This window comes from Pasteurella skyensis (genome assembly GCF_013377295.1).
Lineage (GTDB): Bacteria > Pseudomonadota > Gammaproteobacteria > Enterobacterales > Pasteurellaceae > Phocoenobacter > Phocoenobacter skyensis.
Genome location: NZ_CP016180.1, coordinates 1522583 through 1536060, shown reverse-complemented (window position 1 = coordinate 1536060; position 13478 = coordinate 1522583). Strand labels below are relative to the sequence as shown.

The following is a 13478-nucleotide window of genomic DNA, read 5'->3' as shown; positions in this document are numbered from 1 at the left end:
ATTTTTATTGTTTTTAGATAAAAAATTTAATTTTAGTAAACAAAAGTTTGTTTATGTTATATAATCGCAAATTAGTTTAAAAATCAACCATAATGTTTTTTAAGTTTATTTTTACAAGATTAAGTATCTCCGCCATAGGGTAAGTATATGAAAAGAAGAAGTCGCATATTAACGTCATTAGTTTTGTTAACCATTGTATGGGTATTTCCTACCTATGCCGTTACACATATAGTGAATGTGTTTCCAAAGTTAAGTTTAAAGACGCAGCAAATACATACACAAAAAAGAATAGAGAAATCATTATGGTCAATGAAAAATCCTCAGCTTCTCACTGCGGTTGACGGACAAATTCGTAAGACGGTTTCGGCACAAGAATTAAAATTATTGAATGCGGTAAAAAAAGTGTATGTGCTTTCAAATTTTAGTCCTCTTTGGCTAGATAAAAAAATGGAGCAAACTTTTCTTGAAGATTATGCGGTATTTGCCGTTAGTGGCATTTCTCGTAATGCAACGAGAATACTAAACAAAATTACACATAGTGCTATTGGCAGTATGGAAAGAGATATTTTTTTAACGGATGCCTTTTTAGATTACTTTTATTATAATAAAAATTTGAAAAATAATATTAATACTTGGTTATATCAATCAAATACTTATAATACAAAAGCAGTCAGTGATCAAGAGTTATTAATGTGGGTAGAGGCTGTAAAAAGTGATTACGGAGATAAATTCATTGCTAAATATATTCCAAGTGAAAATAACGTATATACAGAAACAGTAAAAAAAGTGTTAACAGGCTCTGCTGATAATATTTCTCTTGCTAAATTAGCGTTAAATGCACAGCGTTTGCGTGTTATTCCTAATTTCAATAATGGGCTTTATGTGAATATTCCAAGTTATCAGCTTTATTATTATAAAAATGGGCAGTTGGCGTTACATTCTGTGGTTGTAGTGGGACGTAAAAAACGCCAAACACCAATATTATTTAGTAAACTGAGTGATGTAGTAGTAAATCCACCATGGACAATTCCACCCACTATTTTGGAAGAAGATGTTATTCCTAAGTATTCTAAAGATCCAAACTATGGTGCAAAGAAAGGTTTTCAAGTATTAGATTATAGAGGAAATACCATTGCTCCAGAAAGTATTGATTGGGCAGAATATAAAGGTGAAGCAGCTAAAAACTTTCCATATATGATTCGTCAAAAACCAGGAAAGCGAGCAGCATTGGGTCGCTATAAATTTAATATGCCAAGTGCTGAGGCCATTTTTTTACACGATACACCATATAAAGGCGTGTTTTCAAGAAAGAAACGAGCACTAAGTTCAGGTTGTATACGAGTAAAAAAAGCAGCTGCATTGAGTCAAATATTATTATCTGAAGCAGGCTGGTCAGTCGCTAAACAAAAAGCAACTTACAATAGTGAGCAAACCACTTTTGTTAAAATTAGATCGGATAACCCTGTTTATCTTTACTATGTAACAGCGTGGGTTGAAAATGGACAAGTGCACACACTACCTGATGTTTATCGATTAGATCCAGCATTTTCATCAAACAATGTTGATTGGAGTGTTTTTAATAAATCGTTTTAATCAATTGATTATAATTTAATGACTATAAATAAAGTTTCAATAAATTTTGGAACTTTATTTATTTTTGATACACTAAAGCACATGACTATAATTATATAAAAAGGAGAACTTGTGGAACAAATTGATAAGAACCGTCGCCGTTGGCTTTCCCTTGGGGGAATTGTATTAGGTACAAGCCTACTTCCTACAACAGTAAGGGCTCATTTATCAACCAAAAAACCACTTTCTCTTCGTTTCCATAATATCAATACGAATGAACGTCTTGTTTCCAAATTTCATAATGGAAAGCATTTTATTGATGCAGAGTTACATAAACTTAATTATATTCTGCGAGATCGTAGAACAAATAGAATGACGAATATGGATCCCAGATTATTTTTGAAAATTGATCAAATTCAAAAAAAATTAGCTTTGCAAAATGCAGAGGTTAAAATTATTTGTGGATATCGTACTGCTAAAACAAATGCGAAAATGCGTCGTCGTAGTCGTGGTGTTGCTAAAAAAAGTTATCATATTAAAGGGCAAGCCATTGATTTAAGGGTAACGGGAGTACCATTGTCTAGTTTGTATAAGGCTGCATTAAGTTTGCATAATGGCGGAGTAGGTTATTATCCTCGTAGTAATTTTGTCCATATAGATACAGGTCCTGTACGCACTTGGCGTGGTAGATAAGCGGTCACATTTTATGTTTAATTTGCAAATTATTCCTGTTGGAGCCTTTCAACAAAATTGTTCTGTAATTTGGGATAACCAGAAGAATGCAGCTATTGTTGATCCTGGTGATGATGGAGAGTATTTAATTCAGTATATTGAGCAAAACCAGTTAAATTTAACTCAAATCTTAATTACTCATGCACACCTTGATCATATTATGGCAGCAGATCAACTTCGTCAGCATTTTGGTGTGGAAATTTATGGTTCACAACAAGCAGATCAGCCTCTTTTTGAGCAATTAGGACAAATTACTGAAGATTATGGCTTTCCTAGAGTTGAAGGTTTTTTGCCCGATCATTGGTTGAATGAAGGTGATGTAGTTGAGTTTGGTGAGCTCAAATTTGATATTCGCCATTTACCGGGACACGCACCGGGACATATCGGTTTCTTTGATTTTGAAAATAAAATTGTTTTCAGTGGTGATGTGCTGTTTCAAAATAGCATTGGTCGAACTGATTTATATATGGGTAACCTTGAACAATTACTCAATACAATTAGAACAAAAATGTTTGATTTAGAAGATGATTTTATTGTTATTCCTGGTCACGGTGCTTATACGACAATAGGTAAAGAAAAACAAAGTAACCCTTTTCTAAAAAAATGATGTACAATTCTTTTATATTATCCTTATATAACAGTTTAACTAAAGAATATAATGCAAGAGACTAAAAATTTAATTGAGGTTAGAAATCTTACCTTTAAGCGAGGTAATCGTATTATTTATGATAACCTCAACCTTCAAGTGCAAGCAGGAAAAATAACCGCAATTATGGGTCCTTCTGGTATTGGTAAAACAACTTTACTTCGGCTTATTGGGGGTCAGTTGCAACCTGAAATGGGTGAAATTCTTTTTGATGGTGAAGATGTGTGTAAGGCAAATAATAAAACCTTGTATAAAATTCGTCAGAGAATGGGAATGTTATTCCAGTCAGGGGCTTTGTTTACTGATTTATCGACCTTTGACAATGTTGCTTACCCTATCAGAGAGCATACACAGCTACCAGAAGAATTGATTCGAAAAATGGTATTAATGAAACTTGAAGCTGTGGGTTTACGAGGAGCGGCTTACTTAATGCCATCGGAGTTATCTGGTGGTATGGCTCGTCGAGCAGCACTTGCTCGTGCTATTGCCTTAGATCCTGAGCTTATTATGTATGATGAGCCTTTTGCAGGACAGGATCCTATCAGTATGGGTGTTATTGTTGAGTTAATAAAAAAATTAAATCAAGTGTTAAAATTAACCTCGATTGTGGTATCGCACGATGTTAATGAAGTATTAAGTATTGCGGATTATGCCTATATCGTAGCAGATAAAAAGGTGATTGCGGAAGGTTCTCCGAAAGCGCTGGTGGAAAGTAAAGATCCTCGAGTTGTACAATTTTTATCTGGAGAGGCTGATGGTCCCGTTCATTTTCATTACCCAACAAATTTAGATTATGCGGAGGAGTTGTTCAATGATTAAATTGATTTCATTGTTTGGTGCTTCCCTTATTAAGTTTATTCGTGAATTTGGACGTTCCAATTTAATGCTCTGGGGCGCTTTGGTAGGTAAACCACAATTTAAAAAGAATGCCCCTTTAGTGATTAAACATCTGTATGTCTTGGGTGTACAATCATTATTGATTATTATGCTATCAGGCTTATTTATCGGTATGGTACTTGGGCTACAGGGATATGTTGTTTTAGTTGATTTTTCTGCTGAAACAAGTTTGGGGCAATTAGTCTCTCTTTCCCTATTAAGAGAATTGGGACCTGTTGTCACAGCGCTATTATTTGCTGGACGGGCAGGTTCTGCTTTAACCGCTGAAATAGGTTTAATGAAAGCGACAGAACAACTTTCTAGTCTTGAAATGATGGCTATTGATCCTTTAAGACGAGTTATTGCCCCTCGTTTTTGGGCAGGTGTTATTTCAATGCCAATTTTAGCCGTTATTTTTACTGCAATTGGTATTTGGGGTGGTTCACTCGTTGGTGTGGATTGGAAAGGAGTTGATTCAGGAAGTTTTTGGTCAGTGATGCAAAACAGTGTTACTTTAACTGATCTTTTTGATGGTTCAATTAAAAGTGTGTTTTTTGCTTTTGCGGTGGTATGGATTGCACTGTTTAATGGTTATAATGCATTGCCTACCTCAGAAGGAATTAGTCAGGCAACAACAAAAACTGTTGTTAATGCTTCTTTAGTAGTATTAGGATTAGATTTTATCTTAACTGCTATTATGTTTGGTGGTTAAATTTTAAAAGGAAAATAAAATGAGACAATCGTTAAAATATGAGTTTTGGGTAGGATTATTTGTACTCATAGGACTTGCAGCTTTAATGTTTTTAAGTTTACGTGTTGCGAACGTACAAGGATTCTCGTCGGAAAAAACTTATACCCTTTATGCAACTTTTGATAATATTGGCGGACTAAAAGTACGAGCACCTGTTAAAGTCGGTGGCGTCGTGATTGGACGTGTTTCGGATATTAGTTTAGATGCAGATAATTACACACCAAAAGTAACATTAGCAGTAAATGAAAAATTTAATACTATTCCTGATACAAGTTCACTGTCCATTAAAACAGCAGGGTTACTGGGTGAACAATATATTGCACTAAATATCGGTTTTGTACTTGAAGGCGAAACAAGTATGTTAAAAGAAGGCGATACTTTCTTTGATACTAACTCGGCAATGGTATTAGAAGATTTGATTGGTCAGTTCTTATACGGCGATAAAAAAGAACAGAGTTCAAAAACGGACACTATCACAGAATAACTATATAAATAGCTATTTATTTTAACTCGGAGGTCATAATATGATAAAAGCATTTAAGAAAATAGTTTTTACAGGCATTATTGCATTATCAACACTATTTTCTACACAGGTATCTGCAAATACAAGTCCTTATGTATTAATGCAGGAAACAGCGGATAAACTTTTTAGTGATATAAAAGCGAATCAGGATAAAATCAACGCGGATCCTAATTATTTACGCACCATAGTGCGTAATGATTTAATACCTTATGTTCATGTGAAATATGCAGGTTTATTGGTGTTAGGAAAATATTTAAAAAAAGCAAATGCGCAGCAACGCAATGATTTTTTTGACGTCTTCGGACAGTTTATTGAGCAATCTTATGCTCAAGTATTGACACAATATACGAATCAAAAAATAGAAATCGAAAAGCCTAAATCAGTTGAGAATAAAGTGGTGGTGAGCATTCGAGTTAATATTTTAGCTTCTAATAATAATGAACCTATTAAATTAGATTTTAAATGGCGTAAAAATAGTAAAACAGGCGAGTGGCAAGCTTATGATATGTCTGCAGAAGGGGTAAGTATGGTTGCAACTAAGCAGAATGAATGGAGTGGGATTTTACGTAAAAATGGTATTGATGCATTAATTCAACGAATTTCTAAATCTACTCAAAAGCCTATTACACTAAGTAAATAGTGGGAGTTATGAAATTACCAAAACCATTACGTTGGAATATCCAGCAAGATAGTGATAGTTTAACTGTTGTATTGTCAGGTAATTTAATCAGAGACACGTTGTCCCCTATTTGGGAGCAACGTGCTTCTTTTTTAACCTTGACATCTGAACAATCTATCTATTGGGATCTTGGGAAAATTAGTGCTATAGATTCTGCAGGATTGACATTATTGATTGAGTTACTTCATTTTTACAGTAAAACAAATGTAAATCGAGTAATAAATGTGCCTGATAGTATTTTCGATCTCGCACAACTTTTTGATTTACAAGAGTGGCTTGATCAATTTACAGAATAACTGAATAATTAAGTGGGAAATAATTATGGAATTAAAGAAAATTGAAGAGATGTTGAATAGTGCTTTAGAGCTTGATGAAGTTTATGTTCAGGGAGATGGTTCTCATTTTGGCGTGATTGCAGTGAGTGATTCTTTTGCATCATTATCAAAAGTGAAGCAACAGCAAATGATTTATGCACCGCTTGCGGATCTTTTTGCAACAAATACAATTCATGCATTAACCATTAAAACATTTACAACAGAGCAGTGGAAAAAAGAAAAATTGCTTAATATGCCGAGTTAATTGTACCTGTAAGCGGTAAGATTGATCTAAAAATTTACATATTTTATAAAATTTAAAGGAATTAAAATGGAAAAGTTTCGTGTTCAAGGATCCGTTACCCTACAAGGTGACGTTTATATTTCTGGTGCTAAAAATGCAGCACTGCCTATTCTTTTTGCAACCATCCTTGCACAAGAGCCCGTCACATTAACCAATGTCCCTGATTTAAAAGATGTAGAAACCACCTTTAAAATTTTAAGAGAGTTGGGTGTTGTTGTTGAACGAGATGATCAGAATGTAGTGACTGTTGATGCAACGCATATCAATCACTATATTGCACCTTATGAATTAGTTAAAACAATGCGAGCATCGATTTGGGCGTTAGCGCCTCTGTTAACTCGTTTTCACGAGGGACAAGTCTCTTTACCAGGTGGGTGTACGATCGGAGCGAGACCTGTTGATATGCATATTTCTGCATTAGAAAAAATGGGTGCTACTATTGTACTTGATCAAGGTTATGTAAAAGCACAGGTTAATCAACGTTTGGTTGGCTGTCGTATTTATATGGATAAAGTAAGTGTAGGAGCAACATTATCAGTAATGATGGCTGCAACATTAGCACAGGGTACGACTCTTATTGAAAATGCAGCTCGTGAGCCAGAAGTGGTAGATACTGGAGAGTTTTTGCAGAAAATGGGAGCGAAGATTACTGGTCTGGGTTCTGATATGATTACTATTGAAGGTGTAGATTCTTTAGGTGGCTGTGAGCATAGTATCGTGCCTGATCGTATCGAAACAGGAACATTTTTGGTGGCCGCAGCAGTATCGAAAGGTAAAATTACGTGTCACAATACAAAAGCAAACACCCTTGATGCCGTGATTGAAAAATTACGTGAAGCAGGTATGCAAGTTGATGTAACAGAAGATACTATTACTCTTGATTCAAAAGGGCAACGTCCACAAGCAGTGAACGTGAGAACAATGCCACACCCTGCTTTTCCAACCGATATGCAGGCTCAATTTACATTATTAAATACCATAGCAGAAGGTACTAGCACTATTACTGAAACCATTTTTGAAAATCGTTTTATGCATATTCCTGAGTTAATTAGAATGGGTGCTAAAGTAGAAATTGAAGGGAATACAGCCATTTGTCACGGTATTCAGCAATTATCTGGTGCTCAAGTAATGGCAACAGATTTACGAGCTTCCATTAGCCTTGTTTTAGCTGGATTGATCGCAACAGGCGAAACAGTTGTTGATCGTGTTTATCATATCGATCGTGGTTATGAAAATATTGAAGAAAAATTACGCCTTATAGGGGCAAATATAGAACGTTTTAGTGAGTAATTATAAAATTTCAAACGTGAATAAATATAATAAAGGTAATTCTATTTGAGTTACCTTTATTTTTTTAGATTGTTATATTTTTGTCATTTTTTTTGTTTTTTTGTCAAAAAAATATTGAAGTTCCTATAAAAACTTGTATAGTCTTAGACTGATAATTATAAAAAACGACATAATGAGCGTTTAAATTAGGAACAACCCAAACACAAAAAACACACACAATAGGAGTAACACTCTATGAGAAAGATCACTAAATTCTCTTTAATCACACTGGCATTAGCATCTACTACTGCTTTTGCTGCCCCTAAAACTTTCGTTTATTGCTTAGAAGCATCGCCTTCTTTTTTAAGTCCTCAGTTGGCGACTGATGGCGCATCGTTAGATGCAGCAAGTCGAACAATTTATAACCGCTTAACAACCTTTGAAGCAGGCACTACCAAAGTTATTCCGTCTTTAGCGGAAAAATGGGATGTATCTGATGATGGTAAAACTTATGTTTTTCACCTGCGTAAAGGGGTAAAATTCCACAGTAATAAGAATTTTAAACCTTCTCGTGATTTAAACGCAGATGATGTTTTATTCTCTTTTAATCGTCAATTAGATCCAAATCACCCTTATAATAAAGTATCTGGTGGTAGCTATGAGTATTTTGTGGGAATGGATATGGCAAATATCATTGATAAAGTTGAAAAAGTTGATGATTACACTGTTAAATTTAGTCTAAAAGTACCGAATGCGCCTTTCTTGGCTAATTTAGGTATGGATTTTGCCTCTATTTTTTCAAAAGAATATGCGGATAAAATGCTAAAAGCAGGGATGCCAGAAGAGGTGGATACACAACCAATTGGAACAGGGCCATTTAAATTTGTTTCTTACCAAAAAGATTCAAATTTACGCTATGTTGCTTTTAAAGATTACTGGAAAGGTAAGGCTAAAATTGATCGCTTAGTCTTTTCAATTACCCCTGATGCTTCTGTTCGTGATGCTAAACTAACTAAGGGTGAGTGTCACGCAGCTCCTTATCCAAATCCAGCAGATATTGAAAAATTGAAAGCAGATCCAAAAATAACCTTACTTTCAAAACCAGGATTAAATATTGGTTATCTTGCCTTTAATACTGAGAAAAAACCTTTTGATAATTTAAAAGTACGTAAAGCATTAAGCTATGCTGTTAATAAAGCGGCCATTATTGAGTCTGTGTATCAAGGTGCAGGGCAAGCAGCGAAAAATGCTATTCCGCCAACAATGTGGAGTTATAACGATGATGTTAAAGATTATGAATATAATCCACAGAAAGCAAAAGAGTTGTTAAAAGAAGCTGGCTTTAAAGATGGTTTTGATGTTGAACTATGGGCAATGCCAGTGTCTCGTCCATATAACCCGAATGCTCGTCGTATGGCGGAGATTATTCAAGAAGATTGGAAAAACGTGGGTGTGAATGCCAAAATTGTCAGCTATGAGTGGGGTGAATACTTAAAACGTATGCGTCAAGGTGATCACCAAACGGGCTTAATGGGTTGGACAGGTGATAATGGAGATCCAGATAACTTCTTAAATACACTATTAAGTTGTTCTGCAAAAGAAAAAGGGTCTAATTATGCAAAATTCTGTAATAAAGAATTTGATGATTTAGTACTTTCTGCTGTTCAAAAAACAGATCCAGCAGAGCGTACTGCACTTTATAAAAAAGCACAGCAAGTATTTAAAGATCAAGCACCTTGGTTAACTATTGCACATTCAACAACGTATTTCCCTGTGCGTAAAGAAGTAACAGGTTATGTTGTGAGTCCATTTGGATTACACGATTTTTATAATGTTGATTTAAAATAGTTATTGAATCTTGTTATTCAAGCGGTAAGATTTTATATAAAATTTGCAAAAATCGATTATAATCTTACCGCTTCATTTTTATTTAATTTAAGTTGAGAAAATATAAATGTTAAAGTTTATTTTAAAACGCTTACTTTCTGTTATTCCTACTTTTTTTGCAATAACATTGATTACTTTTGCTTTAGTGCATTTAATTCCAGGTGACCCGATTGAAATTAGAATGGGAGAGCGAGGGCTGAGTCCTGAAGTTCATGCTCAAATGATGCATCAACTTGGGTTAGACCTTTCATTGCCTCAACAATATTTTAATTATTTAAAAGGTATTTTTCAGGGAGACTTAGGTAATTCATTTAGAAATAATGAACCTGTTTTAAAAGAATTTTTTACCCTCTTTCCTGCAACTGTTGAATTAGCATTTTTTGCGTTATTGTGGTCATTAATTGGTGGAATTATTTTAGGTGTTATTGCTGCAGTTAAAAAAGATTCGTGGTGGTCTCATTTAATTAGTTCACTTTCATTAACAGGTTATTCGATGCCAATTTTTTGGTGGGGATTGATTTTAATTTTATATATTTCTATTCCTCTTGATTTGCCGGCATCAGGGCGATTACCTGCAGAGTATTGGATTGATACAGATACAGGATTTATGTTAATTGACACGTGGAATTCTGATGAAGAAGGGGCATTTTTTGCTGCGATTAAATCTTTGATTTTACCTTCAATTGTACTTGGAACTATCCCACTAGCGGTAGTTACTCGGATGACTCGCTCATCAATGTTGGAAGTATTAAGTCAAGATTATATTCGTACTGCAAAAGCGAAAGGGCTGACGCAATCTCGTATTATCATCAACCACGCATTACGTAATGCGTTAATTCCTATTATCACAGTAGTTGGATTAATTGTTGGACAGCTATTATCTGGAGCTGTGTTAACTGAAAATATTTTTTCGTGGCCAGGTATTGGAAAATGGGTAATTGATGCCATTAACTCTCGCGATTACCCTGTGTTACAAGGTTCAGTATTAATTATTGCAATGGTAATTGTTTTTGTGAATTTGATGGTTGATTTATTATATGGCGTGGTTAATCCTCGTATCCGTCATAGTTAATTTTAGGGAGAAAAAATGTCTAGTACAGTTATTGATAACACGCTTCCTCCAGCAAAATCCCTCTTAAGTGAGTTTTGGATTAATTTTCGAAAAAATAGAGGAGCAGTAATAGGATTTTACTTTATTGCTTTCGTTTTTCTTATTTGTGTATTTGCTCATTTTGTTGCTCCTTTTGATCCTATTGAGCAAAATCGTAGTGCATTATTGTTACCGCCCGCCTTTTTTGAAGGAGGAGATTGGACTTATATCTTAGGTACTGATGATATTGGGCGAGATATGTTATCTCGTATCATTTATGGTGCAAGATTGTCCGTATTTATTGGTTTATTTATTGTCGTTTTATCCTGTTTATTAGGCGTGCTTTTTGGATTATTGGCAGGGTTTTATGGTGGTTTGCTTGATGCAGTAATTATGCGATTAGTGGATATAATGCTGGCAATTCCTAGCTTATTGCTAACCATTGGGGTGGTAACAATTTTAGGACCATCACTCTTTAATGCCGCAATTGCCATTGCAATTGTCTCAATACCGAGTTATGTACGCTTAGCCAGAGCATCTGTAATGAGTGAAAAAACACGAGATTATGTAACCGCTTCTCAAGTAACTGGTGTGAGTATATTCCGTTTAATGTTTATTATTATTCTACCAAACTGTCTTGCTCCACTTATTGTTCAAATGACAATGGGTATTTCTAATGCGATTTTGGAGCTTGCCGCACTGGGCTTTTTAGGTATTGGGGCTCAGCCACCAACTCCAGAATTAGGTACAATGTTGGCAGAGTCTCGAGGCTTTATGCAATCAGCGAACTGGTTGGTAACTATTCCGGGTGTGGCAATTTTATTACTGGTATTGGCTTTTAACCTTATGGGAGATGGCTTGCGAGATGCCTTGGATCCTCGATTAAAATAACCATTTCTCTTCATATTTTGCCTTCTTCTCGATGGTATACAGAGAAGAGGGCTTTTTCTTTTCATAAAAAACAAAAAGAGTATTACAACATTTACGTTTTGGTGCGATTATTATTGAAATAAAGGTTGTAAAAAGAGTTTCTTTTGTTAAGTTTTGAGCAATATTATTATATAATCTTGGGTAATTTTTTAATTTTCATAGAGAGTCGTGGCTGGAATGATACAGTTTACTAATGTGAATAAAGTCTATATTGGTGCAAGAAGACCCGCACTACAAGGAATTAGCTTCCATCTTCCTGTTGGAGGAATGGCATATTTAACAGGGCATTCAGGTGCAGGTAAAAGTACTTTACTTAAATTAGTGATGGGTATTGAGCAAGCCAATGGTGGAAAAGTTCGATTTAATGGTCACGATATTACTCGTTTATCAGAGCGAGAATTACCTTTTCTAAGACGTCAAATTGGAATGGTTCATCAAAATTATTGTTTATTAACGGATCGAACAATACTTGATAATGTGGCATTACCTTTGATTATTATGGGAGTTAATCAATCCATTATAAAACGAGAAGCACGAATTGCATTAGAGCGAGTTGGCTTAGAGCACAAAGCGAATTATCTACCTATGCAACTTTCTGGTGGAGAACAACAGCGTGTAGATATTGCAAGGGCGATAGTTCATCGTCCGCAATTGTTATTGGCGGATGAACCAACAGGAAATTTAGATGAAAAACTGTCATTTGAAATTTTTCGTTTATTTGAAGCCTTTAATCAAACAGGTACCACAGTTCTTATTGCAACACACGATACTAATATTATTACTCAACGTCCTAAACCTTGTTTAGTACTTGAAGAAGGTCATTTGAAAAATTAATTTAAGGAAATATGATGTCTTATTCATTGAATATCTTTAGTGTACAAACACGTTATATTTTACGTACAGTTTGGCAGGATTTATTTAGACGTAAGTTGAGTACACTATTAACGGTATTAGTTATTTCTGTTTCTCTTACGATTCCAATGATGGGATATCTGTTATGGAAGAATACGCATTATGCTGCGACAGAGTTTTATCCAGAGCAAGAAATTACTGTTTATCTACATAAAAATTTATCAACAAAGGATGTAGAGGTATTAGTCGATAAAATTCGTCCCTTTGAAAAAGATAAAATGGAAGATTTTCAGTTTATCTCTCGCCAACAAAGTTTAGAAGATTTTCGATTATGGTCAGGGTTTGATGAGGCATTAGATATTTTAGATGATAACCCATTACCTGCAATCGTGATTTTTAAGCCGAAAAAGGAATTTACCACTACTGAGCATATGCTTGCATTTCGAAATGCCTTACAGGATATTAAAGGTGTACAAGAAGTGCGCTTGGATAATGGTTGGCTGGAAAAACTAACCGCTTTAACGTGGCTAATTGCTAAGGTGGGGGTTATTTGTGCTGTTTTGATGTCAATTTCTGTGTTTTTAGTGATCGGAAATAGTGTTCGTTCAGATGTGTCCAATAATAAAGCTGCCATTGAAGTTATGCAGCTTGTTGGGGCAACGGAACATTTTATTGCTCGCCGCTTTATCTATACAGGGGTGATTTATGGTTTATTGGGTAGTCTTTTAGCCATTTTATTTTCTTTGATTATCGTGGGCTATTTTGCAGGTGTCGTAAAATATGTTACCGATCTCTTTGTCGTGAAATTTGAGTTAAATAGTTTTAATTTAAGTGAAGTCTGTTTTGCGGTTGCATTTTGTGTCTTTATTGGCTGGTTCTCTGCCAAAATTGCAACGAATAAGTATATCCAAAAATTAGGCTCTAAAAGCCTCTTGCCGTAAAATGATTTATGACAACAAGAGTCCCTATAAAATGAATAGGGACGGCTTAATTGCGTTATTTTTTAATAAAATATCATTATTGTAAGTATAAAAAGTAATGACTGTTATAAGA

At 34.8% G+C, this 13478-nt stretch carries 15 protein-coding genes; all 15 read left to right on the top strand.

Annotated features, from left to right (window positions below; translation table 11 throughout):
- Positions 1–147 precede the first annotated feature (147 nt).
- Complete coding sequence (locus A6B44_RS07310; RefSeq protein WP_090922924.1) at positions 148–1593, top strand: L,D-transpeptidase family protein; 1446 nt, start codon at positions 148–150, stop codon at positions 1591–1593.
- A gap of 111 nt (positions 1594–1704) precedes the next feature.
- On the top strand, positions 1705–2265 hold the full coding sequence (gene mepK / locus A6B44_RS07305; RefSeq protein ID WP_090922922.1) for a peptidoglycan L,D-endopeptidase MepK: 561 nt from the start codon (positions 1705–1707) through the stop codon (positions 2263–2265).
- A gap of 13 nt (positions 2266–2278) precedes the next feature.
- Positions 2279–2911: an MBL fold metallo-hydrolase gene (locus A6B44_RS07300; protein WP_090922920.1), complete on the top strand. Its 633-nt coding sequence runs from the start codon at positions 2279–2281 to the stop codon at positions 2909–2911.
- 51 nt (positions 2912–2962) lie between these two features.
- On the top strand, positions 2963–3769 hold the full coding sequence (gene mlaF / locus A6B44_RS07295) for a phospholipid ABC transporter ATP-binding protein MlaF (protein ID WP_090922919.1): 807 nt from the start codon (positions 2963–2965) through the stop codon (positions 3767–3769).
- Positions 3762–4538 carry a lipid asymmetry maintenance ABC transporter permease subunit MlaE gene (gene mlaE / locus A6B44_RS07290; protein ID WP_090922917.1) on the top strand — a complete coding sequence of 259 codons (777 nt, stop codon included), beginning with the start codon at positions 3762–3764 and terminating at the stop codon, positions 4536–4538. Before mlaF ends, mlaE begins: the two co-directional genes overlap by 8 nt.
- A gap of 19 nt (positions 4539–4557) precedes the next feature.
- Positions 4558–5061, top strand: a complete 504-nt coding sequence (mlaD, locus tag A6B44_RS07285; protein ID WP_090922915.1) for an outer membrane lipid asymmetry maintenance protein MlaD — start codon at positions 4558–4560, stop codon at positions 5059–5061.
- Positions 5062–5101: 40 nt separating this feature from the next.
- Positions 5102–5740, top strand: a complete 639-nt coding sequence (gene mlaC, locus A6B44_RS07280; RefSeq protein WP_090922913.1) for a phospholipid-binding protein MlaC — start codon at positions 5102–5104, stop codon at positions 5738–5740.
- 8 nt (positions 5741–5748) lie between these two features.
- Positions 5749–6075, top strand: a complete 327-nt coding sequence (locus tag A6B44_RS07275; RefSeq protein ID WP_090922911.1) for an STAS domain-containing protein — start codon at positions 5749–5751, stop codon at positions 6073–6075.
- A gap of 25 nt (positions 6076–6100) precedes the next feature.
- Entirely contained in the window at positions 6101–6358 is a 258-nt protein-coding gene (locus A6B44_RS07270; protein ID WP_090922909.1) for a BolA family protein, read from the top strand.
- Positions 6359–6424: 66 nt separating this feature from the next.
- Positions 6425–7687, top strand: coding sequence for a UDP-N-acetylglucosamine 1-carboxyvinyltransferase (murA, locus tag A6B44_RS07265; protein WP_090922907.1), 1263 nt, complete (start codon positions 6425–6427; stop codon positions 7685–7687).
- A 234-nt stretch (positions 7688–7921) separates the two neighbouring features.
- Complete coding sequence (locus tag A6B44_RS07260) at positions 7922–9514, top strand: ABC transporter substrate-binding protein (RefSeq protein WP_090922905.1); 1593 nt, start codon at positions 7922–7924, stop codon at positions 9512–9514.
- A 106-nt stretch (positions 9515–9620) separates the two neighbouring features.
- A complete protein-coding gene (locus tag A6B44_RS07255; protein WP_090922904.1) occupies positions 9621–10625 on the top strand; it encodes an ABC transporter permease subunit in 1005 nt (334 codons plus the stop codon).
- Between the two features lie 15 nt (positions 10626–10640).
- On the top strand, positions 10641–11534 hold the full coding sequence (locus A6B44_RS07250) for an ABC transporter permease subunit (RefSeq protein WP_090922902.1): 894 nt from the start codon (positions 10641–10643) through the stop codon (positions 11532–11534).
- 216 nt (positions 11535–11750) lie between these two features.
- The gene (gene ftsE, locus A6B44_RS07245; protein WP_090922971.1) at positions 11751–12407 is read left to right on the top strand and encodes a cell division ATP-binding protein FtsE; all 657 of its coding nucleotides are present in this window, start codon (positions 11751–11753) and stop codon (positions 12405–12407) included.
- Positions 12408–12421: 14 nt separating this feature from the next.
- The gene (gene ftsX, locus A6B44_RS07240; RefSeq protein ID WP_090922900.1) at positions 12422–13366 is read left to right on the top strand and encodes a permease-like cell division protein FtsX; all 945 of its coding nucleotides are present in this window, start codon (positions 12422–12424) and stop codon (positions 13364–13366) included.
- Positions 13367–13478: the final 112 nt, after the last annotated feature.

Excerpts from the sequence above, each read along its gene's own strand:
- ftsE (WP_090922971.1), top strand. The coding sequence starts at position 11,751 with ATGATACAGTTTACTAATGTGAATAAAGTCTATATTGGTGCAAGAAGA.
- A6B44_RS07250 (WP_090922902.1), top strand. The coding sequence starts at position 10,641 with ATGTCTAGTACAGTTATTGATAACACGCTTCCTCCAGCAAAATCCCTC.
- A6B44_RS07310 (WP_090922924.1), top strand. The coding sequence starts at position 148 with ATGAAAAGAAGAAGTCGCATATTAACGTCATTAGTTTTGTTAACCATT.
- mlaC (WP_090922913.1), top strand. The coding sequence starts at position 5,102 with ATGATAAAAGCATTTAAGAAAATAGTTTTTACAGGCATTATTGCATTA.
- A6B44_RS07255 (WP_090922904.1), top strand. The coding sequence starts at position 9,621 with ATGTTAAAGTTTATTTTAAAACGCTTACTTTCTGTTATTCCTACTTTT.
- murA (WP_090922907.1), top strand. The coding sequence starts at position 6,425 with ATGGAAAAGTTTCGTGTTCAAGGATCCGTTACCCTACAAGGTGACGTT.
- ftsX (WP_090922900.1), top strand. The coding sequence starts at position 12,422 with ATGTCTTATTCATTGAATATCTTTAGTGTACAAACACGTTATATTTTA.
- A6B44_RS07270 (WP_090922909.1), top strand. The coding sequence starts at position 6,101 with ATGGAATTAAAGAAAATTGAAGAGATGTTGAATAGTGCTTTAGAGCTT.
- mlaE (WP_090922917.1), top strand. The coding sequence starts at position 3,762 with ATGATTAAATTGATTTCATTGTTTGGTGCTTCCCTTATTAAGTTTATT.
- A6B44_RS07260 (WP_090922905.1), top strand. The coding sequence starts at position 7,922 with ATGAGAAAGATCACTAAATTCTCTTTAATCACACTGGCATTAGCATCT.
- A6B44_RS07275 (WP_090922911.1), top strand. The coding sequence starts at position 5,749 with ATGAAATTACCAAAACCATTACGTTGGAATATCCAGCAAGATAGTGAT.
- mlaD (WP_090922915.1), top strand. The coding sequence starts at position 4,558 with ATGAGACAATCGTTAAAATATGAGTTTTGGGTAGGATTATTTGTACTC.
- A6B44_RS07300 (WP_090922920.1), top strand. The coding sequence starts at position 2,279 with ATGTTTAATTTGCAAATTATTCCTGTTGGAGCCTTTCAACAAAATTGT.
- mlaF (WP_090922919.1), top strand. The coding sequence starts at position 2,963 with ATGCAAGAGACTAAAAATTTAATTGAGGTTAGAAATCTTACCTTTAAG.